Origin of the sequence: Pseudomonas sp. BN505, assembly GCF_029873175.1 — a bacterium.
Classification (GTDB): domain Bacteria; phylum Pseudomonadota; class Gammaproteobacteria; order Pseudomonadales; family Pseudomonadaceae; genus Aquipseudomonas; species Aquipseudomonas putida.
On the sequence record NZ_SSOI01000057.1, the window covers coordinates 1 to 24732 of the forward strand.

Consider the following 24732-nt stretch of genomic DNA (forward strand, 5'->3'; position numbering starts at 1 on the left):
TCCCGCGAGCAAGTGCGCCAGTTCTCGCTGGAGCAACCGGCAATCACCATCGAAGACGCCTACGCCATCCAGCGCGCCTGGGTGGCAAAAAAGATCGCCGCCGGGCGCAAGCTGGTGGGCCACAAGATCGGCCTGACCTCGCGCGCCATGCAGGTATCGTCGAACATCACCGAGCCCGACTACGGCGCCTTGCTCGACGACATGCTGTTCGACGAAGGCAGCGACATCCCCTTCGAGCGCTTCATCGTGCCGCGGGTTGAAGTGGAGTTGGCGTTCATCCTCGGCAAGCCGCTGAAGGGCCCGAACATCACCGTGTTTGATGTGCTGGACGCCACCGAGTGGGTGATCCCGGCGCTGGAAATCATTGACGCGCGCATCCAGCAGGTGGACCCGCAAACCCAGGCCACCCGCAAGGTGTTCGACACCATCTCCGACAACGCCGCCAATGCCGGCGTGGTGATGGGCGGGCGGGCCGTGCGCCCCACCGAAATCGACCTGCGCAAAGTGCCGGCGGTGCTCTACCGCAATGGCGTGATCGAGGAATCCGGGGTCAGCGCTGCCGTGCTCAACCACCCGGCCAAAGGCGTTGCCTGGCTGGCCAACAAACTGGCGCCGTACGACGTCACCTTGCAGCCCGGCCAGATCATCCTTGGGGGTTCGTTCACCCGCCCGGTCGCCGCTCGCCCAGGTGACACCTTCCACGTCGACTACGACATGCTCGGCTCCATCGCCTGCCGCTTCGTTTAAGGACCTGCTCATGGACATGCCCATCAACCACTTCAAGCGACGCCTGCACAGCGGTGAACCGCAAATCGGCCTGTGGCTCGGCCTGGCCGATGCCTACTGCGCCGAGCTGGCGGCCAATGCCGGTTTCGACTGGCTGCTGATCGACGGCGAACACGCGCCCAACGACCTGCGCGGCATGCTCGCCCAGTTGCAGGCGGTGGCGCCCTACCCCAGCCAGGCGGTGATCCGCCCGGTGATCGGTGACACCGCGCTGATCAAGCAGGTGCTGGATATCGGCGCGCAGACCTTGCTGGTGCCGATGGTGGAAACTGCTGAACAGGCGCAGCAACTGGTCAATGCCATGCAGTACCCGCCCAAGGGCATTCGCGGGGTGGGGAGTGCGCTAGCGCGGGCTTCGCGCTGGAACACCATCCCCGGTTACCTGGACCACGCTGATGAGCAGATGTGCCTGCTGGTGCAGATCGAGAACAAGGAAGGCCTGGCCAACCTGAACGAGATCGTTGCAGTGGAGGGTGTGGATGGCGTGTTCATCGGGCCTGCGGACCTGAGTGCGGCCATGGGGCATCGGGGCAACCCCGGGCACCCGGAGGTGCAGGCGGCGATTGAAGACGCAATCGCGCGCATTGGCAAGGCGGGCAAGGCTGCGGGCATTCTCAGCGCGGACGAGAAACTGGCTCGGAGGTACATCGAGCTGGGCGCCGCCTTCGTGGCAGTCGGCGTCGATACCACGGTGCTGATGCGAGGTCTTCAGGGCCTTGTCGGAAAATTTAAGGAAGCCCCACAACAAAACACTGCACGCGATGGGGTCTACTGAATTTTAGTTTGCTGGTGAAAGCGGTGCCACTGGCGCCGTTTTCTGTTAGCGCTTCAATTAGTCAGCCAATAAAGGACAAAGACCTTTAGCTTAGGGCTTGATATTTTTCATGTCATTGAGTAGCTGCATGAGTAGCTGCAGATTGTCTTCACCAACTTGCTTGACGATTTTTTCATAGCCGTCCTTCATCTCCTCGCTCATTGCCAGAAAGGCCTGATGGCCTTTCACTGTCAAACTGACCAAAACCCTTCGCTGGTCGACCTGCGACTTGCGCCTGGCCACCAGCCCGTCTCGCTCAAGACGCTTCAGGACGCCGGTCATACTGAGCTTGAGAATGCAGGCAAGCTCCGCCAACTGATAGCTTTCCAGTTCCTCTTGTCTGCGCAGAATACGGACGACACGCCATTGTTGTTCTGTCAGTTCATGAGTATTCAATGAAGGGCGAAAGAATGCCATCGTGGCTTCTCGAGCCTGTAAAAGCGTGAGGGTGAGTGAGGGTGTTCGGGGGTGCATGCGGGCCTGAGGATCATGTAAATGAATGGTGCTGGCTGATGCCAGCACATTCATTAATATATTAATAAGTCATTAGTTGCCAGTATTCTCAGGCAACCTAGCCACTTCGATTGTCGAGGCGCTGAACACCCAAAGATGGGGCTCCTAGCTAATCGTATGGATGGGCTCTTCCCTCACACGACGTACCCCCAAATGCCTTCACTCCTTATCCTCCTGGCGCCTTGGCGGCGATTGGAGGAGCAGCTATCCATGGCATGATCTCTTGCGAACATCAAGAATCATCGGGCCGCGAGCCGCCCCAGCTCACCTTTGACAACGTCCTCAAATGGCGTAGTAGGACGTCCTAAGAGCTTGGACAATTGGTGGTCCTGATTGAATAGCGCGCCGTTGGCGGCATCAACATCCCAGGATGCCAATCCCAAAGCAAAAGCCTCCGGTAGTCCTGCCTGCTTGAGCGCCGCCGCGTAATCATTTACTGGAATGTCCACATAGGGAACTTCCTTACCGGTTTGATCTTGCCCAGCAGCCGTGGACACGGGTTTAAGCACACATCCTGGCCTCGAAGGCCTCTGGGCTGATGTGCCCCAGCGTGCTGTGTCGCCGCTGGCGGTTGTAATCGGTTTCGACGTATTCAAACACGGTTTCACGCATCTGGGCGCGGCTCGTGAAGCGCTCGCCGTGGATGCACTCGACCTTCAGGCTGTGGAAGAAGCTCTCTGCACAGGCATTGTCGTAGCAGTTGCCTTTGACGCTCATGCTGCATCGCAAGTGATGGGCGCGGATCAGCTCCTGGTAAGCCGCTGAGCAGTACTGGCTGCCGCGGTCGCTATGCACGATCACGTCATTAGGCTGCCTGCGTCGCCACAGCGCCATGTGCAAGGCATAGCAAACCAAGTCGGCCGTCATGCGTTCGTTCATGGCCCAGCCGATCACCATCCGTGAATACAGATCGATGACCACTGCCAGATACAGCCAGCCTTCCTCCGTATGCAGGTAGGTGATGTCACCCACCCATTTCTGATTTGGCGCAGATGCCTTGAAATCCTGCTTGAGCAAGTTCTCTGCCACTGGCAGGGAGTGCTGAGAATTGGTCGTGGCCTTGAACTTCTTGGCGGCCTTGGCACGCAGTCCTTGCCGTTGCATCGAGGCGGCTACCGTCTTGCGATTGCAGGGTAGGCCGGCTTCCCGCAGGTCGTGGCACAGCCGTGGAGCCCCGCTGCGGCCCTTGCGTGCGCTGTATGCCTGAGCGACCTGCCGATCCAGTTCGGCTCTTCGCCGCTGGCGCATTGACGGCCTGCGAGAGCACCAAGCGTAGTAACCGCTGCGGGCAACGCCCAACACGCGACACATGGCCTGGATCGAGAAATGCGCGGTATGAGTCCTCATGAAGGCGTACTTCACTTGAGGCTCTTGGCAAAGTACGCGGCGGCCTTTTTTACGATGGCCAGCTCCTCGGCGTGCTCGGCCAACAGCCGCTTGAGTCGGGCATTCTCGTCGGCCAGCGACTGCTCGCGCTCGCTGCCGGCCTGAGTCTGGTGCTTCTTGCTCCGCCAGCCGTAGAGCTGGGAAGCATGCAGGCCGAGCTGTTCGGCAGCCTTGCTGACGCCAATGCGCTCGGCCAAAGCCAGCGCTTCGTCCTTGTAGGCTTGGGAATGGCGGGTGCGGGTCTGTTTCATTGGGGTTGCTTGTCTTGCCATGATTCACCTCGTTGCAGTTTATCGCTTAACGGGGTGTCCACTGGGACTGGGCAAGATCAATTCATTGCATTCCCCTTGCCACTGTCAATCCTCACCTAGCGTAGGGCGTCGCCAACCTTCGAGCGTTGCAGACTGAGCAGGAATAAATAGATGCCATGCTAACAGTTGCCTTGTAAATCGTTATCTTGTAAATTCTTCTCGATTCATTGATGAGCGACCGATTCAGCATGACTTCGACGCGTGATGGCAGAGGCATTCCATGCTAACTGATCAAGGGTGTACTGACCGACGTCCGATGCCCACTCCACTTGTGGCTATTGGCTCCGAAGCGAACTCCGGCTCAGTTGAACCGGTGTGCGTGCAGCACGCTTCGCGAGTGTAAGGCCGATGTTCTTCGAACGGTCCCGATGGACCTTTTCCATTAAATTATTCTTAGCTGCCATGTTGGCCTACTGGCTCTCAGTCCATCTGGCACTGCCGCAGAGTTATTGGGCCGTCGTGACCTGCTGCGTAGTGATGAATCCGACCACGGGCGGTGTCTATTCCAAGAGCGTCTATCGCTTCACCGGCACGCTGTGTGGTGGCGTAAGTGCCCTCATACTGGCTGGGATGTTGAGCACCATTCCTTTGATGCTGGTGGCCGTCAGCGGGCTGATAGCTTGTGCAGCCTTTGCCTGGGCCGTACTTGACCGTACACCGAGGGCTTATGGCTACCAACTCTTCGGCGTCACACTGCTCTTGGTTGCACTGGCCAGCATCGATCAACCGCAGTTGATATTCGACACCGCTGCAGCGCGCGTTCTGGAGATCGGTCTGGGCATCTTCTGCTGCTGGATAGTCGATAGCATCCTTGCACCACGCTCATTAGCTCCCGTACTGCACCAACGGATCCGTCAATGGATTCCCCATATGCGTAGTTGGCTTGAAGACGAATTTCTCGTCCGCCCCAATAGCGAACAGGGCCGCCTTGAACAACAGAAGAGCATCACCGACATCACCTCACTGTCATTGCTCGTGAGCCAATTGGATTACGACCCGATGGTGAATCGGCAGGAGCGAGAATACGCAGTGGCCATCCAGCATCGGCTGCTGCAGTTGATGCCCATGCTCTCTTCAATCAGGGGGCATCTCGACTGCCTTGAGCCAGATCGCCGGAGCAGAATGCTGGCGTGGCTGGAAGCAACCTGGCGAGTGGCGAACACACAGGACAGCCAGCTTGACGAGCACCTGCGCTCACCAGAAGCAACGCCAAGCGCCGCAGACGAATGGCCGACGTTGATAGAACTCAATCTGCGACACGTCGCCGGCGATGTGCTGCGCATCTGGGGCACCATCCAGCATCTTGCCGAGGGGTTGGCAAAGCCCCAACGGCTTAGCCCAGCGCTTAAAGCGCTGGCACATGGAACTGCGCCATTTCCCCTGCAACCGGACTTTTATATGGCCCGGCGGGTTTTTCTGGCAGCTGCGCTGGCCTATAGCGCCGTTGCTGCACTGTGGTGTATTACCGGCTGGACTCAGGGCGCCAACGCGACGCTGATGGGCATGGTGGCAATTGGGTTCTTTGGTCATCTGGACGAAGCCGGCAAGGCTATTGGTAAATTCGGCAAGTTCAACGCTCTAGCCCTTGCGCTGGCGGCGGTGGTTGCTTATGGGCTGCTGCCCTTCGCTCAAGACTTCCCATCCCTGGCGCTCGTCCTGGCCATGGTAATGCTGCCCCTCGGCGCCTGGGCCGCTACCAATCCAATGGCTGTGCTGATGATGGCCATCGCGCTGAGCAATATCAATCTTCAAGCTCAGTACACGCCTCTGGAATTCGGGGTTTTCCTTGATACGGCCAGCGGCAGCTTATTGGGTATCCTGACGGGCTACTTCTGTTTGGTAACCATTCGCCACATGGGACCGGCGCACCTGCGCGAACGGTTCATAAAGCTCGAGAGACGCGATGTCTTGAAACTGAGCTACCGCGCTGATGCAAGGAGCTTGGGCGAATATGCCAACCGCGCGTTGGACCGTGCAGCAGCCTTGGCAACACGGATCACTGCGGATGACCAACTGCAATATCAACGCCTTGGCCTGCTGGCCTGGCTGCGCCTTGGGATGGCGGTCGGCAGCACACGTCGAGCGCTGGAGGGCGTGACTGGCCAACGCCGTCGGGTATGCGAGGGTCTGCTCGCTCGCATACGAGAAGCGTTGAAGGGTGACGAACTCGCACTTACCCCAGAGCTCACCGATGCCATTGATACGACCATCGCCCTTGTATGGCGCCAGGCCAGGCCGTATCCCGATAGCCTGGTAAGGGGGCTCATAGGGCTACGACTTGCACTATGCGCAGCGCAGCAGCCTGTAAAGGAGCCGGTATGACGGGTGAACTGAATGTGGCAGGCGTACTCTTCTCGCCTCTGATGCTCTGTTTGATGATCGCATTCCTCGGTCGCCTCCTGTTGTCGCGCCTGTTAGCCGCGCTTGATCTTTATCGCTACATCTGGCGTCGGACGCTGTTCGATCTTTCTGTTTTCTTCGTCCTGGTGGGGTTGGCCTTCGTAGTTCTGGTTGCCACCCCGCACTGGCTACATGGCTGATCCCTGATATGAGTGTCTTTTCCAACTTGTCGTCTCGATTACTGAAGACCGCTGGTACGCTCAGCGTGAGTGCACTGGCCTTGGCGGCTGCCTGGTATATCTACGTGTACTACACATATGCCCCGCAGACGCGCGACGGAAAAGTGCGCGCGGATGTAGTCGCGCTTGCCGCTGATGTATCGGGCCGCGTCGACGAGGTCTCAGTGCGCGACAACCAGCGCGTACGAAAAGGGCAACTGCTTTTCACGGTCGATAAAGACAGGTTGAGCAATGCGCTTAAAACTGCTGAAGCTGTCTTGGCTATTGCTGAAGCGCAGAACGAAGCAGCGCAGCGCGAGCAGCGCCGATATCGTAATTTGCAAGGCGTGGTCCCACCGCAAGCATTCGACCAGCGTGTGACCGCGGCCAAAGAAGCCGCAGCAAGGCGCCAGCAGGCAGCCGCAGACCTTGAGCGTGCGCGAATTGATCTCGACCGTGCGAGGGTGCGCGCCCCAGTCAACGGGATCGTCACCAATTTCTCACTCAGGCCCGGCGCCTATGCCATGGCCGGCCAGCCCGTCATGGCGTTGGTAGATGAAGACAGCTATTACATCGCGGGCTATTTCGAAGAGACCAAGCTCGCACGCATACGCACGGGAAGCTTGGCAAAAGTCCAGATAATGGGTGAAACGCGCCCGCTGTCGGGCCATGTCGAAAGTTTCTCGGCCGGCATTGAAGATCGGGAGCGCAGCACATCGACCGGCTCGATGCTGGCCAACATCAATCCCACTTTCAGTTGGGTCCGCTTAGCACAGCGAATTCCAGTGCGCATCACCTTGGATGAGGTGCCAGAAGGCGTTCACCTGATTGCCGGACGCACCGCGACCATAGAGCTTGAAGATATGGAAATGGCGCAATGAGCATGCCGATAATAGCTCCGCGTCGATGGCTACCGCGATTCATACCGGCTGTCTGTATGTTACTCTCAGCCTGCTCTGCAGTAGGACCGGACTACCAACTACCGCAGTTGCCTGCGGGCTTGTCGCAAAAGCCACAGGTGGAGTTTGAAGCCTCGGATGAGCTCATCTATGAATCTCAAGATTTACCGTCAGATTGGTGGCGACTGTATGCTGCTCCAGCGCTGGACGATTTGGTTGCAGAGGCCATAGCGCACAACACGGACCTTCGCGTCGCTATCGCTAACATCGAAGTCTCCGAGGCTGCGTTGCGTGGTGTTCAGAGCCAAGGCAGCATACAGACGCACGTCGCCACCCCCGAAGGTGCGCCGGCAATTGCTTGGACACAATCCTCCAATAAAGGTCTTTCCCCCGCAGGTGAAGCGCACGGTCAGTATGATATTTCCCTTGGCATTTCCTACGAGGTCGATGTCGCGGGGCGGCTGCGCCGTACTCTTGAGATGAGCACAGCCAGCTTGCAAGCAACTGCCGCCGCTCGCGACTTAGCACGCACAACAGTTGTTGCCCGTGTCGTGCGGGCCTATGGCAAAATCTGTTCGTTAGGTGAGAGGAAAGCCGTTGCACAACAATCGGTTGCTCTTCAACAACAGAGCTTGACGCTGCTGCAGCGCGGCGCGACGGCTGGCATCTATTCCTCACTGGACCTATCCCGTGCGCGCGCACTCCTCGCCCAGTTGCGAGCTGAGATCCCATTGCAGGAAGCGCAACGCAAGTCTTCGCTCTATGAGTTGGCGGTGTTGCTGGGCCGTCGTCCGGAAAATTTCCCTACACAATTGCAGGAGTGCGTTACACCTCCGCAATTGACCCGACCAATCCCCGTTGGAGACGGAATGACCTTGCTCAGGCGTCGCCCCGACGTGCGCGCAGCCGAACGCGAATTAGCTGCCGCTACGGCAAAAATCGGGGTGGAAACGGCTGAACTATACCCTTCTATAAGCTTGGGCGCCGGGCTTGGCACTACAGCCCGCATGGGTACCGATGCATTAGCCAATGCCGCCATTCACTACAGTCTGGGGCCGGTCATATCCTGGACATTGCCTAACCGGCAGCTCGCTCATGCACGCATCGATGCGGCTGGTGCAGAAGAGCGTATTGCACTGGCGCGCTTCGATGCCGTAGTGCTCAAGGCGTTGCAGGAAACGGAAGATGCGCTGGCGACCTATGCAGGCCATCTGGACTGGTATCGTGATCTTGAAGTCGCACGTGAAGAGAGTCGCAAGTCGTTGGATATTGTCCACCGCCGAGGCATTGGCGGGACGGTGTCCACCCTCGATCGACTCGACGCTGAGCGCACACTAGCAGCCACCGAGAGCGCACTCGTGGCCGCTCGCGGCCAATTGGCAGACGACCGCGTGCAAATTTTCCTTGCGCTCGGCGGAGGCTGGTAGCGTGGCCGGAATTACCTTCGTTGTAAGGAATTACCAACCAATGAGAGCATCGCAGCCCGCAGACCAGTCCGCTTTTGACTCGAGGAGACAAAGACATATAATTTACAAGGCAATAATTTCAGGACGTCTTTCAGATGAGCGAATCAAATTGGCTGTTTGAACTTACTAATGCACTGCAACCGGTCAGGCGAGCGTGGATACAGGCTTCAGCAGCAGCAACAGCGGACAGTGGGATACCTTTTCCGGTGGCGACTGCAGTCGTTCTGCTGGCACGTCTTGGAGACGGTGCACAACAAAGCACATTAGCAGAATTGGCGGGAGTAAACCCCGCAGCCATGCTGCGGACATTGGACCAGGCAGAAGCCCTGGGGCTTTGTGAGCGGCGGGAAATTTCGAACAACCGACGAATCAAGCCCCTGCATTTGCTGCCCGCAGGCAAAGTATTGGCCACTCGCGTAGAACACCAGTTAGCTGAACTGCGCGAAGAAATGTTTGCAGGCATTGATCCTGATGAAATTGAATCAGCCGTCAGAACCCTGCGGGCCTTTGAAGAGCGGATTTTGAGTCATCTAAGCAAATCATAAAAACTCTTTCGTCGACGTCCTGGGTGGCGTACGTGTGAGGGGGCCAGTCGTCATCAAAGAACCGGCCTCCGCGCCCCTCTCCTAACTGAGCAAAATGGCTTCCAGCACATCGACGGTCGGCTTGAGCGTCACCCTGCGTCGAATCTTGAGCCACTCACGCATGCGGCGGGTATCAAAAATCTGCCCTTCTTCCATCATCATCATGATCAGTGCATGCGACATCAGGTAGTCCCCACATGCCGGGCAGCTCCGCTCCTCCCAACCTGCCGGGCAATCGATCGATTGAGCATGGCCTGCGCAAATAAGACAACTCATACACCCCCCTATTGGTTTTTTTGTCGGGTACGTAAAGGCAGCATTCATCTGTAAGCTCTAGTTCATACTCTACGCGTTACCAATTATAAACAGGTACTTTATGCAATGGCGGACGCGATAGATCAGATCGCGTGAACCTGCTCAAGATTTCGTTATCTTTTTGCTGACGCGCGGGGATCTGTACTTTGAGATACTCGATCCACTTACGCACGTTGGCCGAAAGGAAACGTCGAGAGGGATAGAGCGCAGTGATTCCTCGATGATGGGCCTGAACGTCCGGTAACACCCGGATCAATTCCCCCGAGCGTATACCTGCTGCTGCCGCGTGACCTGGGAGCAATGCCAGACCGAGACCAGCTTTCGCAGCTTCAGCTACCCCATCGGCCAAGTTGGTTTTGAAGGCTTGCTGACCAAGCTCAAACTTAGCAGCATCCAGCCCAGCGATCTCCCACCCATGCGGAAATGCTGCGTCATCCAATTCAAGGCAGGTGTGCGCATAAAGATCGGACAAGGTGTGAGGTACGCTTCGTCTCGCCAAATATTCTGGTGCCCCACAAATCACACTGTACGAGCGCCCTAGTGTTTGGCAGATGAATGCAGAGTCCGGAATCTCACAGCTGTCCAGAATGACCACATCATACCCACCCGCCAGCATGTCCGGCGGAGTTGGATTCAGCGTAAGATCAATACTTAAATCGGGATGTTGATGGCGGAATTCGGCAATCAACGGGATGATGTAATGCTTACCTATTCCGTTGGGTGCATGCATACGCAATGTGCCTGCCACTTCTTGCCGCGAACGGACAGCCTCCAATTGAGCAGACTCGAGATCCTCCAGCAGGAGCCTGCAGCGTTGCAGGAAGCGTGCGCCAGCATCCGTCAGCGCCTGCTGGCGGGTTGTTCGGTGAATGAGCTTAACCTGTAAATGCTGCTCCAGCTCACACAGTACCCTCGACACTTGAGGCTTGGAACAGTGGAGTGAATCCGCCGCAGCGCTTTGGCTGCCCTTGTCTGCAACATGAACGAATACATTAATAGCGTTGAAGATATCCATTAGCCCTCCTATCCGCTTCACTCTGCCCCTGCGATGAGTTTCACCATCAACGCACTTCGCTGAGACGGTAATATTTTGAGTCTTTGCTTCCATCGCTCCCCTCGCATGCTTCTGTGCATACTCGGACGCAAAAAAATGCCAGCCACTCCCTTGACTGGCGACTTGCACGTGGCAAGAAAAACGTACTCCGCTAGGCGGCCGGAGCTGGATAGGAAGCATCCTTAGCCAGCGACGAAGGTTCGCTCTGCCAGCCCCCGCCGAGCGCCTTGAACAGATTCACTTCGCTTTGTAGCTGATTCAGTCGATCCTCAATCAGTTGCTGCTGGGCACTGAAAAGCTCGCGCTGGGCGTCGAGCACAGCCAGGTAGTTGTCCACGCCTTCGCTGTAGCGTTGTTGAGCTAAGCTGAAATAGTGCTGATTGTTATCCACCAACATCGACTGCGAGTGCAGCTGTTTACCGTAAGTCGCTCGCGCCGCCAGGCCATCTGCGACCTCTCGGAAGGCGCTTTGAATGCTGCTCTCGTAGCGCGCAACATTGATGTCCTTCTGAATCTGCGCATAGTCCAGATTGGCACTCAAACGTCCTGCGTTGAAGATCGGAATATTAACTTGCGGGACAAATTGCCACACACCTGAACCGCCGTTGAATAACCCACCGATGTCGCTACTTGCAGTACCCGCAGCGGCACTGAGTGTTACGCTGGGGAAGAAAGCGGCCCGGGCAGCGCCGATGTTGGCATTCGCAGCCAACAGTCGGTGCTCGGCAGCGCTGATGTCCGGTCGCCGCAGCAGCAGACTAGAAGGCTGGCCCGCCGGGAATTGCGCGATCATCTCCTCATCCAGGCTATCGCGTGGTGCGGTTGCATTCGGCAATTGAGTGCCGATCAGCACCTCCAGGGCGTTAGCCGCCTGCGCCACTTCCCTCAGGTAGCGCGCTTCGCGTGCCTGCGCTTCCCCGACCAAGCTCTTGGCCTGTCGAACGTCAATCTCAGAAGCGGTACCCGACCCAAACCGTTGATCGATCAACTCGAGATTGGCTGTGTAGTTACGTAGGGATGATCGAGCAAGCGATAGTTGAGAGTGTTTGCTTACCCAGGCCAGATAGGCGTTGGCCACATCGGCAACGAGCGTGATTTGAACGCCGTACCGTGCCTGCTCAGAAGCAAGGTATTCCTCCTGAGCGGCCTGGCTCAAGCTACGCAGGCGGCCGAAAATATCGACCTCGTAGGCAACATCCAGCGTCACATCGTACTCACTCTGGATGCCCGACTCCCCAGTGGTGGAGAGGTCTTTCGGCAAGCGCGTGCGACTGCTGGCGAATCCTCCTTCAACGCTCGGCGCAAGCGCTGAGCGTTGAATGCGGTGCAGCGCACGATAAGCATCGACGTTCAATACCGCCTGACGCAAATCGCGATTATGCTCGAGGGCTAAGCCGATGAGTTGGCGCAGCGCCGGGTCACGAAATACCTGCTGCCACTGAAGCGACTGTGCGGTGTTCGTGCTTGCTGACGCAGAATAAGCCTCGCCTTGTGGCCACGTGTTCGCAATGGGCGAGTCCGGCTGTTGGTAGTCAGGTATCAGTGAGCACCCACCTAGGGCCATGACGAAGGTTAGAGGCAAGATAGTGAATTTCATGCTTGCTCTCCCTCAACCAATGCGGATTTCTTGCGACGCTCAAACAGCGACACGACAGCCACATAGAACAGGGGAACGAAGAACACAGCGAGCACCGTCGCGGTGATCATCCCACCTACCACACCCGTGGCAATCGAGTGCTGGCTACCAGAGCCTGCACCAGTTGCCAAAGCCATAGGCAAGACACCGAAGGTGAAAGCAAGCGATGTCATCACGATGGGACGCAGACGCAACCGTGCTGCTTCGACTGCAGCTTTCACCAGTGGCATGCCCTCACGCTCGTACAGCTCTTTGGCAAATTCAATGATCAGGATGGCGTTCTTCGCACTCAAGCCTACGGTCGTCATCAAACCAATCTGGAAGTACACGTCAGCGGTCAGATCACGCCACAAGGTAGCGAGTACCGCACCGAGAACCCCCAGCGGTACCACCAGCATCACGGCCGCCGGCACGGACCAGCTTTCATACAAAGCAGCCAGGCAGAGGAACACGATCAGTACGGTCAAGGCATAGAGCATGGGCGCCTGGCTGCCAGTCTTGATCTCCTCATAGGACAAGCCGTTGTAACTCAAGCCGACGCCTTCAGGCAGTTTCTGCATGATTTGCGCGATCGCAATCATCGCCTCGCCGGAGCTGTAACCTGGAGCTGGTTCACCCAGAATTTGTACGGCTGAGATACCACCGAAGCGCTCTAACTTGGGCGATCCATAGACCCACTCGCCTTTGGCAAAGGCGGAAAATGGCACCATCTGACCGACTTTGTTACGGACATACCACTTGTCAAAGTCCTCGGGCGAAATACGGGCGGTATCCACACCTTGCAGATAGACACGCTTCACGCGTCCGCGGTCGATGAAATCGTTGACGTACATCGAGCCCCAGGCTGCCGACATGGTGTCGTTGATATCTTGGATGCTGACTTGCAGCGCTCGTGCTTTTTCATCATCAATACTGACCTTGTACTGCGGCTCGTCATCCTTGCCGTTAGCACGGACAGAGCGTAGTACCGGATTTTCACCTGCCAGTTGCAGGAACTGATCGCGCGCCTCCATCAGCGCGGTATGGCCGCGGCCAGCATCGTCCTGAAGGTAGAGGTCGAAGCCCATTGCGTTGCCCATTTCGAAAATGGCAGGCGGCACAAAGGCAACCACTGTCGCATCTTTGATAGTGGCGAAATATTTGTTGGCACGTTCCGCCAGACTGACAACGTCCTGTCCTTTACCTTTACGCTCCCCCCAGTCCTTGAGCATGACCAGGCCAAGCCCAGCATTCTGCCCACGGCCGGCGAAGTTGAAGCCGTTGACCGTGAGGGTAGAGTTGACCGTGTCACCCTCCTCCTCTTGCAGGTATGTCTGTACCTGCGTAAGTACGGCTTCCGTGCGTTCTGCTGAAGCATTAGCCGGCATCCGGACCTCAACCATCAGTACGCCTTGATCTTCGCCAGGCAAGAACGCGCTCGGAATGCGAGTAAACAGGAATCCGGTACCGACCGTGATGAGCAGGAAGATCACCAGGTATTTGCCACGGCTTCGTAGCATTGCGCCGACGCCGCGCTCGAAACGCTGCGTACCATTGTCGAAGCTACGGTTGAACCAGCCGAAGAAGCCCTTTTTCTCATGATGCTCGCCGGCGTGCGGAGCTTTTAGAATGGTGGCGCACAAGGCGGGCGTGAAGATCAGCGCTACCAGCACCGACAGCGCCATGCAGACCACCACCGTCACAGCAAATTGCTTGTAGATGATGCCGGCAGAGCCCCCAAAGAAAGCCATTGGCACAAAAACTGCGGATAGCACCATGCCAATACCGACCAGTGCGCCGGATATCTGCCCCATGGACTTGCGGGTAGCTTCTTTCGGAGACAATCCTTCGAGGTGCATCAGCCGTTCGACGTTCTCGACCACCACGATGGCATCATCCACAAGCAAGCCGATCGCCAGGACCATCGCATACATCACCAACACGTTGATGCCGATACCGAACATCGGCAACACCGCGAACGCAGCCAGCAACACTACAGGGATCGCCAAGGTGGGTACCAGCGTTGCGCGGAAACTTTGCAGGAACAGGTACATCACGATGAACACCAGGATCACCGCTTCGAAAATCGTGTGCAGGACTGACTCGATCGATGCGTCCACCACGGGTGTCGTGTCATAGGGGTAATTGACTTCGACGCCTTCAGGTAGGTTCTTCTCGAACTTCTCCACCACAGCCCTAACAGCCTCGGCGGTATGCAGCAAATTGCCTCCAGGTGCGAGGCGCAATGCCAGCCCTGACGATGCATGACCACCAAACTTAGTGCTGATCGAATATGTGTCAGCAGCCAGCTCCACCTTGGCCACATCTTTGACCCGAACCTGGGATCCGTCGTCATTGACCTTCAGCAGCACTTCATCAAATTCAGCCGGCGTGGTCATGCGCGTTTTGCCGATCACGGTGGCATTGAGCTGGACGCCACTGCGTGTTGGCAGGCCGCCCAGCTGGCCAGAAGAGACCTGTACGTTTTGCTCTTTGATCGAAGTGGCAACATCAGTTGGGGTCAACTGATAGCTGTTGAGCTTGGCAGGATCAAGCCAGATGCGCATTGAGTAGGGTGCGCCGAACAACAAAATGTCGCCGACACCATCCACACGGGAAATCGAATCTTGCAGGTCCGAGGCAATCAGGTTGCTCAGGTCGAAGCTCGACATATTGCCGCTCTTGTCCACTAAGCCGATAACCAAAAAGAAGTTCTGCTGATACTTCACCACGCGCAGACCTTGACGCTGCACCTCTTCAGGAAGTCTTGGAGTGGCCAGCTGCAACTTGTTCTGAACCTGGACCTGAGCAATGTCTGGATCGACACCCTGCTCGAAGGTCACGATGATTGTCATACTGCCGTCGGAATTACTTTCAGCCGACATGTAACGGAAGCCATCAAGACCGCTGAGTTGCTGCTCAATTACTTGGGCAACGGTATCTTGTACGGTTTGTGCCGAGGCACCGGGGTAAGACACTTGTATCGACACGGCCGGCGCGGCAATGTTCGGATACTGGCTGATCGGCATCTTGATCAGCGAAACGGCACCGGCGAGCATGACCGCTATCGCTATTACCCAAGCGAAAATGGGTCGATCGATGAAAAAACGGGACATGGACAATAGCTCCTCAGTCGGCTGCAACTGCAGGCTGATCGAAATTTGCGACCAGGCTTACATTCGACGCGGCTTGTGGCTCTACGGCAATGCCGTTACGGACCGCTTGCACACCCTCGGTGATTACCTTATCTCCATCATTGATTCCGTTCCCAACCAGCCAGGCATTACCCACGGTTCTCAAGGTTTCGACAGCGCGACGCTCGACGCTGTTATCGGCTTTGACTACCCAGACCGATGGATTACCGCGAGCATCCCGAACGACAGCTTGCTGCGGAACCAGCATGGCTCGCTGTTGTACGCCTTCGGTCAACTGCGCCCGCACAAACATGCCCGGCAACAACCTGTGCTGTGGGTTCGGGAATTCGGCCCGCAAGGTTACCGAGCCTGTGGTCGGGTCTACACGAACCTCGGAAAACTTGAGAACGCCAGGAATCGGATAAGTACTTCCGTCATCCAGCACCAAGCTGACCTTTGCCTGCTCTTCACCACTCCCTTGCAACCGGCCAGACTCAACTGCTTTCTGCAAGCCGAGCATTTTGGTGATCGGCTGGGTTACATCCACATAGATCGGATCCAGCTGGGTGATCGTGGTCAATTGCTGGGCTTGACCGTTGGTAACCAATGCACCTTCTGTGACGTCAGAGCGACCGATCCGTCCCGAGATAGGCGACATGACCTTGGTGTACTGCACATTGATTCGGGCCATCTGATAATCGGCCTGCGCCTGCTGCCAGGCTGCCACCGCATCATCGTGCTCTTGCCGACTGACGGCATTCGCCTGCAATAGACGCTCATAACGCTTGGCGAGATTGCCAGTAGTTGCCAGCGTTGCCTCACTACGTGCCAACTGCGCGGCGTAGGTGCGTGGGTCGATCTGATAGAGCTGCTGCCCTTCGCGAACTTGAGCGCCTTCAGCAAATAGCCGTTTTTGCAAAATGCCTGATACTTGAGGGCGTACCTCTGCTACACGATAAGCCACCGTGCGGCCCGGCAGGTCACTGGTCAGTGCCAAGGGTTGGGCATGCACGGTAAAGACCCCGACCTTGGGTGCAGGCGCAGCGACTACCGCCTCCTCCTGATTGCAACCGCTCAGGGCGGCGACTATTGCCATTGGCACGAACACCTGGGCAATAGTTCTAGATCTCTTTAAACGCATTTTGTATTTCTCCACATATATGGCCCATTCAGTGTTTGCACTAAGAGCCATACTCATATCAATGTACTGAGCGCAGGAGCATGCCAAGAAGCCTCACAGAGAGGCTTACTTGGTATTCATAACTATCCGGCGCTAAAGGCTGCGCAAATTACAACCGCAGGAATGCAATCTACGCAGCCCGTAGTTCTTCACACCTTTAAATCGACAAACGATTAATGTGCGAACGTGATTTCAGATTTTTTGCCAGGGATCAACGATCAATGTGCGGTGAAACGCCGCCCATTACAGACATACCGCCATCGATCGTTTGAGAGGTGCCGGTGGTGAACCACGATTCGTCACTGGCCAAGTACAGGACCAGATAAGCCACATCGATGGGTCGCCCCATGCGACGCAACGGCTGGGCGGCAATGACTTCATCCATGGCCTGTTGGTCTGGGAATGCATCATCGACCATGTCGGTGTGAATCACCCCTGGGTTGACCGAGTTGACCCGAATATTATCACCGGCCAGTTCGATCGCTGCCGCCCGCGACATCGCATCCACAGCTCCCTTGCTGGCGGTGTACGCCGTGAAGCGGCCGCAGGCATTAACCACCGCTAACGAGGCAACGTTGATGATTGAACCACCACCTGCCGCGCGCATGTGCGGAATAACAGTCTGCATGCCTACGAATTGGCTCCAGGCATTGACATTCATGGTTTTTTGCCAGTGTTCGAATGTCACCTTGTCATAGGCAGCAGGCGCCAAAATCCCTGCGTTGTTAACCAAAATAGTGATCGGACCGAACGCAGCAACCGTCTGCTCCACCACGTCCTGCCAGTCCGATTGCGACGATACGTCATGCCAGAGGGCCATCGCACTGCCCGGGTATTGCTCGTTGATTTCCGCCACCACCCGTGTGACACGGTCCAGATTAATATCTGTAGCAACCACTTTCGCTCCTTCAGCAGCGAGCAGGCGAGCTTCAGCTTCGCCTTGCCCACCCCCTGCACCCGTTACGATGGCGACTTTCCCGTTAACTCTGCCCATGCTGCCTCCCGGCGATTTGCTCTGGATTAATGGAAACGACCGTGCCTGCGGAATCCCTTCAGGCCTAGCTTGCATGAACATTGAATAGAACATTCATTGACGCGTCAACTATTTCAATGTGCCATCATCGGATTTGCCCTTGCAGCGACAGGTGGAGCCCATCCGTGCGGTAAGCGCATTCAGTGGCGCAGCCGTGACTCCCACGACAGGAAATGTGAACCCCCTTCACCGTTAAATTGCAGCTTGGTTGACTCACATCGCTTTTCTGTTGTGCGCGCCCATGCTTTACTCCCCGCGGCAACGCACGGACGGATGAGTGCATCCGTAGGCACTGGCCGCTTCGAACTGCGCAATAAACTTGGAACACCCCAATGATTGACTCGACAATTAACTCGACTGGCGACTGGAAGGTGGATCTCACGTGGACCATTCTCCCGGCTGGGAGGGCCTGGCAACGGGTAGTCGGTAATGCGTTTGCTGCCCATGGGATTTCGCTATCGCTGGCTGCGCCGGTACTGGTGCTGGCATACAAAGGCGATGGCCTGAGGCAGAAAGCCATAGCCGAAGCAGCAGGCATCGATCCTGCAGCGGTTGTCCGCTCACTTAATGAACTTGAACAGAGTGGTCTGCTCGAGAGGAAAAGTGATCCAAGTGATCGCCGCGCCAATACCCTGCACTTGACCAAAGCCGGACGGGACCTGGCTAACAAGCTTGATCAGATTCTTACAGATTTGCGCGAACAGCTTTTTTCAGCGATCAGTGCAGAAGAAGGCAATGCGGTTGCCAAGGTGCTTCACCTGATCGAGCGGGCAGGAGAGTCCTGATTGGTAGGCGATGCATGAATCTCAACTGCGATTGCCCCCTGCCGGGGGCTGAGATGGCGCAGTGTCTACGACTTTCGGCGAGCGGCAAACCGTTCGATGTTGTCGTGGAATTGTGCGGTGGCCATACAATTCAGGATTGCCCTCAATTCGTCCCCCAACTGCTGCCCCATTGGGGTCTGCGCTGATTGCCAGAACAGACGCTTGGTGGCCGCTATCGCTTCTGAGCTGAAGTGGGAAAGCCGCTGGACATGAGCGTGAATGACGGCATCGAGTTGATCGTCATCAACTACCTGTGTCGCCAGCCCACACTGCAGGGCTTCTGGGCCCGTAATCTCATCCTGTAACAGGAACAGCTGCAACGCTTGAGGTGCGCCAAGCGATTGCACTATGCCAACCGACGCGCCGGCATCGGGTGATACACCGAGTGTTGCATAGGCGGGTCGGAACCTACTGGTTTTAGTGCAGATGCAGATATCCCCCATACCAGCGAGCGACATTCCAGCCCCCGCAGCTATGCCATGAATGCGCATGATCACCAGCTGAGGCATGCGCCTTAGCGTCAGCAAAAAATCATTCAAGTGGGTGAGAAGCTCAGAGATAGCCGGGGCCAGATTGGCGGCGTTGGCGATAAACAATCCGATGTCACCACCCGCACAAAACACTTTCCCTGCTCCTTGGAGCACCAATACATGCACATCCGTGCATGACTCGACCTCTCGTGCCTGCCGCGCCAAGCAGCGAGCCATGGAGATATCCAGCGCATTGAATGTCTCTGGACGATTGAGGGTGATGGTTGCCACGCGTCCTTCTATCACGAGGGAAGCCCCTTCTCCCTGACCGCTAACCGTATCACGCATCATTTTCAACTCCTGTGTTGATCGACTCCCGGTCAATCCTACACCGTCCGCAATCACGATCAACACCTCAGTTGACAAGGTTGCCCGACGACCGCAATGATTACCGTGCTAATCAACTTCTGCGTTGACAGCGCACAAAACCTGACACATTCTCTTAGTGACGACAAGAAAAAGAGGCCGGAAGATGAAATTCAATCTCATGCAGACTGGAGTAATTGGCAGACGCTACGAAATTGAAGCGGGAATGGCCGGTCAACGGCCTGAGCTGTACCAGCGATTCCTCGAAGAGGTTCGTGGTTACGTGAGCCTTGCCGATGGACTGGGGTATGCGGGGTACTGCCAGCCGGAACACCACCTCCAGATCGAAGGCTTCGAAATCAATAACCATCCTGGCATGTTCAGCCTGTATGTGGGGATGCATTCCAAGCGCATGAAGGCTGGCATCATGGGCTACACACTGCCCACTCATAACCCGGTGCGCATCGCGGAAGAGATCGCCACGCTCGACCACATGCTGCAAGGTCGCTTGTTCGTTGGTTTTACCCGTGGCTATCACGCCCGCTGGGTTGATTCCTACGCAGCAATCCGCGGGGTTTCAGCGACTACCGTTGACATGGTCAAGTCCAAAGACGCCATGGACGAGCTAAATCGGGAAATCTTCGAAGAGTCGCTTCAAGTCATCAAAAAGGCCTGGACTAACGATGTGTTCAGCCACAAAGGCAAGCACTGGCAGTTCCCACCAAATGGCGGTTCAGCCGGGCACCCCGCTTATGCTGAGTTTGGCAAAGGGATGGATGCGGATGGCATAGTCCGTCAGATCGGCATTGCCCCCCTTTGCTACCAAAAGCCCCACCCACGCATTTATGGTGGCTTCGCCGGCAGCATGAAAACCGTCGATTTCTGGGCGCGAGAAGGCGGTAAGCCCATTGTCCTCTCCGGCGATCTCGATTTCTGTGAGGCCTTGTGGAAACGCTATGCCGAAAGCGCCAAGGCGGCAGGCAACGAAGTTCCACGTGAAGAAGTTGCGGCCTGGGGTGGTTTCCTGATGCTCACCAATGACAAGGGTAAGGCGAAGGAACTGATGGCTGAACATCAATGGTTCTGGGACAAGTGGTTTATCCCGTTCGGTCAGCGCATGCCCAATGTCCTCATCGGCTCAGCCGATGAAATTGCCGACCGCATTGGTGAGGCGCATGACCGGTTGGGCTTCAACGAACTGTTCCTCATGTTCGGTCAAGGTCACCTCAACCCTGATCAGAACAACGAGGAACTGGAGAAATTCGCAAGTCTGGTTGCGCCGCGTTTCTCCAGCAAGGATGCGACTGGCATATACGTTTGATCACTGGGTTTTGAACAAGAATAAAAACGTAGGAGAAGCACAATGAAATGCGGCATTTTCCACACCCCATACACCCTTCCCCATCGTACGGCTCGCCAAGTCTTCGACTGGTCGCTGCTCATGGCAACTGTTACAGATCAAGCCGGCTACGCCGATTTCATGATTGGCGAGCATTCGACGCTGGCTTGGGAAAATGTGCCCTGCCCGGAAATCATCATCGGCGCGGCTGCCAATTTGACAAAGCAGATCCGTTTTGCGCCCATGGCGCACCTGCTGCCTTATCACAACCCCGCCACCCTTGCTATTCAAGTGGGTTGGTTGTCGCAGGTGCTTGAAGGCCGTTACTTCCTGGGCGTCGCTCCAGGTGGCCATCATACTGATGCAATTCTACATGGCTTCCCCAACATCAGTGTGTTGCAGGAACAGATGTTCGAAGCGTTGGACCTGATTGAAAAGGTTTGGAAGCGCGAACCATTCCAGGAAACCGGCAAGTATTTCCAGGCCGGGTATCCAGGCCCGGACGACATGCCCGGCTACGACGTGATTCTAGCCGACAACAGCCCGTACGGTGGACGCGACAGCATGGAAATTGCCGTCACCGGTCTCACCAAGAACTCTTCCTCACTCAAGTGGGCCGGTGAACGCAACTACAGCCCTATCTCTTTTTTTGGCGGCTTTGAAGTCATGCGTTCGCACTGGGATACCTGGGCGACCGCAGCGCAAGCGAATGGATTTGAGACGGCTCGCTCACGCTTTCGGGTGACCAGGGATATCTTCGTCGCCGACAGCGACGCCGAGGCCAAGAGGCGTGCGATTGCCAGTGGCCTCGGAGAAAGCTGGAAACACTACCTGTTCCCCATCTACAAGAAGTTCAACCTCTTCGAAGGCATCATCAAAGACTCCGGCCAGGACATCGACCCCAGCCAAGTCGACCTTGACTTCCTAGCCGAGCATGTCTGGCTCTGCGGTTCTCCGGAAACCGTAGCACGCAAGATCGAACGCATGATTGAGCACTGCGGTGGCTTGGGACAAATTGTCGTGAACTCACACGACAATATTGATAATCCTGAGCCGTACATTGAGTCGCTGCAGCGCTTGGCCAAGGAAGTAATCCCCCTGGTCAACCAAAGCTGACAGACAGCTCATGCATCCTTGGGGTGGAGCCGCCTGCGGCTTCATCTCGGGGTGAGGAGGTCAAAATGTCATTCGATGTTATTGAAGAAGAACAACCCTGCCGCTTGGCAGACCACCAAGTGGTGGCAGCCCTTCTCTCGCATCAGGGCCGAATCGGATTGTTTCGCCGCAGCCGCCAAGTCACTGGCGATATTGGACTGTGGCATTGCATCACCGGCTATCTGTCCGACTCTTACTCACCATTGACTCAGGCCGTCACGGAGGTTGAGGAAGAGGTTGGGATTAGTAGCGACAGCTTAATTCTGGGGGCGACTGCGCAGATCGACCTAGTGGGCGGCGATGGATTGGTCTGGAGAGTCCATGCCTTTCATTTTTTCAGCATGGTCGACACTATCACCCTCAATTGGGAGAACGATGCCGGCTGCTGGGTTCCCTTCGACGAGATCGGTAGTTACCGCACGGTGTCGTGGTTGCACAACGTAATGCGCGCATTGCAACCTCTTAAACACCCCCTTGCCACCAACGCGCCCACCAGCAACACCCCGATCAAAAACATACACTAGCAGTAGGAAGCTTGCCATGAGATACGGAAAAGCAGCTGTTTTGGTGAAAACGGCCACAATTGAAACCTGGGAAGTACCCATCATGCCGCCAGAACCTGGCGGCATTCTTGTTCAGGTCGTGGTGGGCGGCGTTTGCGGAAGTGATGAGCACATCGCATCAGGGGCGGCAGGCCAGATGCCTTTTCCGGTAGTCCTAGGCCATGAGGGCGTGGGCAGAATCGATACGTTAGGCAGCGGAGTCACTACAGATTACGCGGGAGTGCCGATCAACGTCGGTGATTTGGTGTATTGGTCGCCTATAGCTCTGTGTCACCGCTGCCATTCGTGCACCGTTCTTGACGAGACGCCTTGCGACAACTCGTCATTCTTTGAAAATGCATCGAAGCCTAATTGGGGCAGCTACGCTGACTATGCTTGGCTGCCCAATGGCATGGCCTTTTATCGCCTTCCTGAAGGGGCCGATGTCGATGCCATCGCAGCATTAGGTTGTGCCCTGCCTACAGTCTTGCGCGGATTCGAACAATGCGGACCGGTCAGTTACACCGATTCGGTAGTGATTCAGGGCGCGGGCCCAGTAGGCATGGCGGCAGTCATGGTCGCTCAACTCTGTGGGGCGCGTCAGATCATCGTTCTTGACCATTCGCCTCAACGACTCGCGGTGGCTCGCAGCTTCGGTGCAACAGCGACTCTGGCACTGGGTGAGCTCAGCAGCGAGGAGCGCTTAGGTCAGGTGAGCGAGTTGTGTGGCCCACAAGGTGCGAGCGTAGTTGTAGAAGCAGCCGGCGCCCTTGCTGCATTTCCAGAAGGTGTGAACCTGACCGGCAAACATGGCCGCTACATCATTCTGGGGTTATGGGGTGCTATCGGTAATGCGGCTATCGCACCACGTGATATCACCATCCGCAATATGCGTGTTGCCGGTGCCACCTTCCCCAAACCCAAACACTATTACCAAGCCATGCACCTCGCAGCCCGCATGCAGGAGCGCTTGCCCCTGGCTGCTCTCATCGGTCAACGATATGCCATCAAAGACGCAGCCCAAGCCTTGGCCTCCATCAAGGGTGGCCAGACCCTGAAAGCAGTCATTGACCCCTCGATGTAAACACGTACCTGAATGTAGCCGCACAATGATAATAACAAGGAGGCATCCATGAGCCAGCAACCGCAAAGTACGACCGGTACACGCCCCGGACACGTTCCGCTCAACCGTATCGTAAATTTCGACATGTACAACCCCCCCGGACTGGAGGATGGGCTGCAGGTAGCTTGGAGCCGCCTACATCAGCCGGGTGTGCCCGATCTTGTGTGGACCGACCACAACGGCGGGCACTGGATAGCCACACGAGGAAAATTGATTCGCGACATGTTCATGGATCATCAGCGGTTCTCCAGCGAATGCCCTTTCATTCCCAAGGAGGCCGGCGAACAGTACGAATTCATACCTACGTCCATGGATCCACCACAGCATCGCCCCTACCGCGCCCTGATCAGTAAAGCGGTTGGCCCGGCGGTGGTAAAAGGATTGGAAGAGAGGATCCGTGAACTCTCGATCGAACTGATCGAAGCCATCAAGGACCAAGGCGCGTGCAACTTCACTCATGATTACGCCGAACCGTTTCCGGTACGTGTGTTCCTGATGATGGTCGATTTGCCTGAGCGTGATGCCCCCTATCTGAAGCACCTGGCTGATCAGATTACCCGTCCAGATGGCTCCTTGAGCATGCGCGAAGCCAGCGAGGGGTTGTTTGACTATCTGCGGCCAATCATTGATGCACGTCGCGGAAAACCAGGTACCGACGCACTCTCCACAGTCATCAACGGCAGTATTGATGGACGCCCTCTGGATCGGGAAGAAGCTGCTCGGATTGGTGGGCTTTTGCTGTTGGCCGGATTGGACACCGTGGTGAACTTCTTGAGCTTTGTCATGCAGTTTCTGGCGGGAAGCCCTGCTCATCGTGCCGAACTGCAAGCACACCCTGACCGGGTCCCCGCCGCCACCGAAGAGCTGTTACGTAGATTTTCCTTAGTAGCCGACGGACGTATGGTAAAAACCGACACTGAGGTTGACGGGGTGCTGCTCAAAGCCGGTGATATGGTTCTGCTGCCGCAACTGTTGAGTGGCTTAGACGAACGGGAAAATGCCTGCCCTATGTCGGTAAATTTCCAGCGGGAAAACGTAACCCATACTACTTTCGGCCATGGTGCCCACCACTGTGCTGGCGCCCACTTGGCACGCTTGGAAGTAGTGATCACGCTGCAGGAATGGTTAAAACGCATCCCTGACTTTCAGGTAGCGCCTGGAGCAATTATCAAACACCACGGGGGAGTTGTTGGTTCTGTGGAGTCGCTGCCGTTGGTCTGGTAGTGCAGTCATGACCGCCCTGTAATGCAAAAGCCCCAGCGACT

At 56.5% G+C, this 24732-nt stretch carries 23 protein-coding genes; 13 read left to right on the forward strand and 10 right to left on the reverse strand.

Going from position 1 to position 24732, the window contains the following annotated elements:
* Together hpaH and hpaI are read left to right on the forward strand one after the other, a co-directional pair.
* The coding region (gene hpaH, locus E8E78_RS18950; protein WP_280337131.1) for a 2-oxo-hept-4-ene-1,7-dioate hydratase at positions 1 to 747 on the forward strand (747 nt) is incomplete at its 5' end.
* Between the two features lie 10 nt (positions 748 to 757).
* The gene (gene hpaI, locus E8E78_RS18955; RefSeq protein WP_280337132.1) at positions 758 to 1561 is read left to right on the forward strand and encodes a 4-hydroxy-2-oxoheptanedioate aldolase; all 804 of its coding nucleotides are present in this window, start codon (positions 758 to 760) and stop codon (positions 1559 to 1561) included.
* Positions 1562 to 1651: 90 nt separating this feature from the next.
* On the opposite strand, the gene hpaR is transcribed toward hpaI, so the two are convergent.
* The 3 genes from hpaR to E8E78_RS18970 form a co-directional block, all read right to left on the reverse strand.
* A complete protein-coding gene (gene hpaR, locus E8E78_RS18960; protein ID WP_179027869.1) occupies positions 1652 to 2074 on the reverse strand; it encodes a homoprotocatechuate degradation operon regulator HpaR in 423 nt (140 codons plus the stop codon).
* 278 nt (positions 2075 to 2352) lie between these two features.
* A complete protein-coding gene (locus tag E8E78_RS18965) occupies positions 2353 to 2562 on the reverse strand; it encodes a hypothetical protein (RefSeq protein ID WP_280313786.1) in 210 nt (69 codons plus the stop codon).
* Positions 2563 to 2614: 52 nt separating this feature from the next.
* A protein-coding gene (locus tag E8E78_RS18970; protein WP_179027733.1) for an IS3 family transposase occupies positions 2615 to 3771 on the reverse strand; the annotation gives its coding sequence in 2 pieces (ribosomal slippage) (positions 2615 to 3513 and positions 3513 to 3771; 1158 coding nt in all).
* Between the two features lie 387 nt (positions 3772 to 4158).
* Here E8E78_RS18970 and E8E78_RS18975 point away from each other — a divergent pair.
* The 5 genes from E8E78_RS18975 (at position 4159) to E8E78_RS18995 (ending at position 9278) form a co-directional block, all read left to right on the forward strand.
* Positions 4159 to 6132, forward strand: coding sequence for an FUSC family protein (locus tag E8E78_RS18975; protein WP_179027734.1), 1974 nt, complete (start codon positions 4159 to 4161; stop codon positions 6130 to 6132).
* Positions 6129 to 6350, forward strand: a complete 222-nt coding sequence (locus tag E8E78_RS18980; protein ID WP_159266407.1) for a DUF1656 domain-containing protein — start codon at positions 6129 to 6131, stop codon at positions 6348 to 6350. Before E8E78_RS18975 ends, E8E78_RS18980 begins: the two co-directional genes overlap by 4 nt.
* A gap of 8 nt (positions 6351 to 6358) precedes the next feature.
* The gene (locus E8E78_RS18985; RefSeq protein ID WP_179027735.1) at positions 6359 to 7249 is read left to right on the forward strand and encodes an HlyD family secretion protein; all 891 of its coding nucleotides are present in this window, start codon (positions 6359 to 6361) and stop codon (positions 7247 to 7249) included.
* A 56-nt stretch (positions 7250 to 7305) separates the two neighbouring features.
* A complete protein-coding gene (locus E8E78_RS18990) occupies positions 7306 to 8694 on the forward strand; it encodes an efflux transporter outer membrane subunit (RefSeq protein ID WP_179027736.1) in 1389 nt (462 codons plus the stop codon).
* Between the two features lie 134 nt (positions 8695 to 8828).
* Positions 8829 to 9278, forward strand: coding sequence for a MarR family winged helix-turn-helix transcriptional regulator (locus E8E78_RS18995; RefSeq protein ID WP_179027737.1), 450 nt, complete (start codon positions 8829 to 8831; stop codon positions 9276 to 9278).
* Positions 9279 to 9359: 81 nt separating this feature from the next.
* Here the strand turns inward: E8E78_RS18995 and E8E78_RS19000 are convergent, their stop codons facing one another.
* The 6 genes from E8E78_RS19000 to E8E78_RS19025 form a co-directional block, all read right to left on the reverse strand.
* Entirely contained in the window at positions 9360 to 9500 is a 141-nt protein-coding gene (locus E8E78_RS19000; protein ID WP_179027738.1) for a hypothetical protein, read from the reverse strand.
* A 169-nt stretch (positions 9501 to 9669) separates the two neighbouring features.
* On the reverse strand, positions 9670 to 10647 hold the full coding sequence (locus tag E8E78_RS19005) for a LysR family transcriptional regulator (RefSeq protein ID WP_179027739.1): 978 nt from the start codon (positions 10645 to 10647) through the stop codon (positions 9670 to 9672).
* Positions 10648 to 10837: 190 nt separating this feature from the next.
* A complete protein-coding gene (locus E8E78_RS19010) occupies positions 10838 to 12283 on the reverse strand; it encodes an efflux transporter outer membrane subunit (RefSeq protein ID WP_010792960.1) in 1446 nt (481 codons plus the stop codon).
* Positions 12280 to 15417, reverse strand: a complete 3138-nt coding sequence (locus E8E78_RS19015; RefSeq protein WP_280313791.1) for an efflux RND transporter permease subunit — start codon at positions 15415 to 15417, stop codon at positions 12280 to 12282. The genes E8E78_RS19010 and E8E78_RS19015 overlap by 4 nt, the downstream gene beginning before the upstream one ends.
* A 13-nt stretch (positions 15418 to 15430) precedes the next feature.
* Entirely contained in the window at positions 15431 to 16576 is a 1146-nt protein-coding gene (locus E8E78_RS19020; protein WP_159266720.1) for an efflux RND transporter periplasmic adaptor subunit, read from the reverse strand.
* 250 nt (positions 16577 to 16826) lie between these two features.
* A complete protein-coding gene (locus tag E8E78_RS19025; protein ID WP_218647996.1) occupies positions 16827 to 17702 on the reverse strand; it encodes a glucose 1-dehydrogenase in 876 nt (291 codons plus the stop codon).
* A gap of 278 nt (positions 17703 to 17980) precedes the next feature.
* Between E8E78_RS19025 and E8E78_RS19030 the strand changes: the two genes are divergently transcribed.
* Positions 17981 to 18433, forward strand: coding sequence for a MarR family transcriptional regulator (locus E8E78_RS19030; protein WP_044288738.1), 453 nt, complete (start codon positions 17981 to 17983; stop codon positions 18431 to 18433).
* Positions 18434 to 18498: 65 nt separating this feature from the next.
* Here the strand turns inward: E8E78_RS19030 and E8E78_RS19035 are convergent, their stop codons facing one another.
* Entirely contained in the window at positions 18499 to 19293 is a 795-nt protein-coding gene (locus E8E78_RS19035; protein ID WP_179027741.1) for an enoyl-CoA hydratase/isomerase family protein, read from the reverse strand.
* 181 nt (positions 19294 to 19474) lie between these two features.
* Here E8E78_RS19035 and E8E78_RS19040 point away from each other — a divergent pair, with 181 nt between their 5' ends.
* The 5 genes from E8E78_RS19040 to E8E78_RS19060 all read left to right on the forward strand — a co-directional run bounded on the left by E8E78_RS19040 (position 19475) and on the right by E8E78_RS19060 (position 24691).
* A complete protein-coding gene (locus E8E78_RS19040; RefSeq protein ID WP_159266415.1) occupies positions 19475 to 20629 on the forward strand; it encodes an LLM class flavin-dependent oxidoreductase in 1155 nt (384 codons plus the stop codon).
* A 42-nt stretch (positions 20630 to 20671) separates the two neighbouring features.
* Positions 20672 to 21763 carry an LLM class flavin-dependent oxidoreductase gene (locus E8E78_RS19045; protein ID WP_179027742.1) on the forward strand — a complete coding sequence of 364 codons (1092 nt, stop codon included), beginning with the start codon at positions 20672 to 20674 and terminating at the stop codon, positions 21761 to 21763.
* 65 nt (positions 21764 to 21828) lie between these two features.
* Complete coding sequence (locus E8E78_RS19050) at positions 21829 to 22326, forward strand: NUDIX domain-containing protein (RefSeq protein ID WP_179027743.1); 498 nt, start codon at positions 21829 to 21831, stop codon at positions 22324 to 22326.
* A 16-nt stretch (positions 22327 to 22342) separates the two neighbouring features.
* Positions 22343 to 23428: a zinc-binding dehydrogenase gene (locus tag E8E78_RS19055; protein ID WP_179027744.1), complete on the forward strand. Its 1086-nt coding sequence runs from the start codon at positions 22343 to 22345 to the stop codon at positions 23426 to 23428.
* Between the two features lie 48 nt (positions 23429 to 23476).
* Complete coding sequence (locus tag E8E78_RS19060) at positions 23477 to 24691, forward strand: cytochrome P450 (RefSeq protein WP_159266419.1); 1215 nt, start codon at positions 23477 to 23479, stop codon at positions 24689 to 24691.
* Positions 24692 to 24732 lie beyond the last annotated feature (41 nt).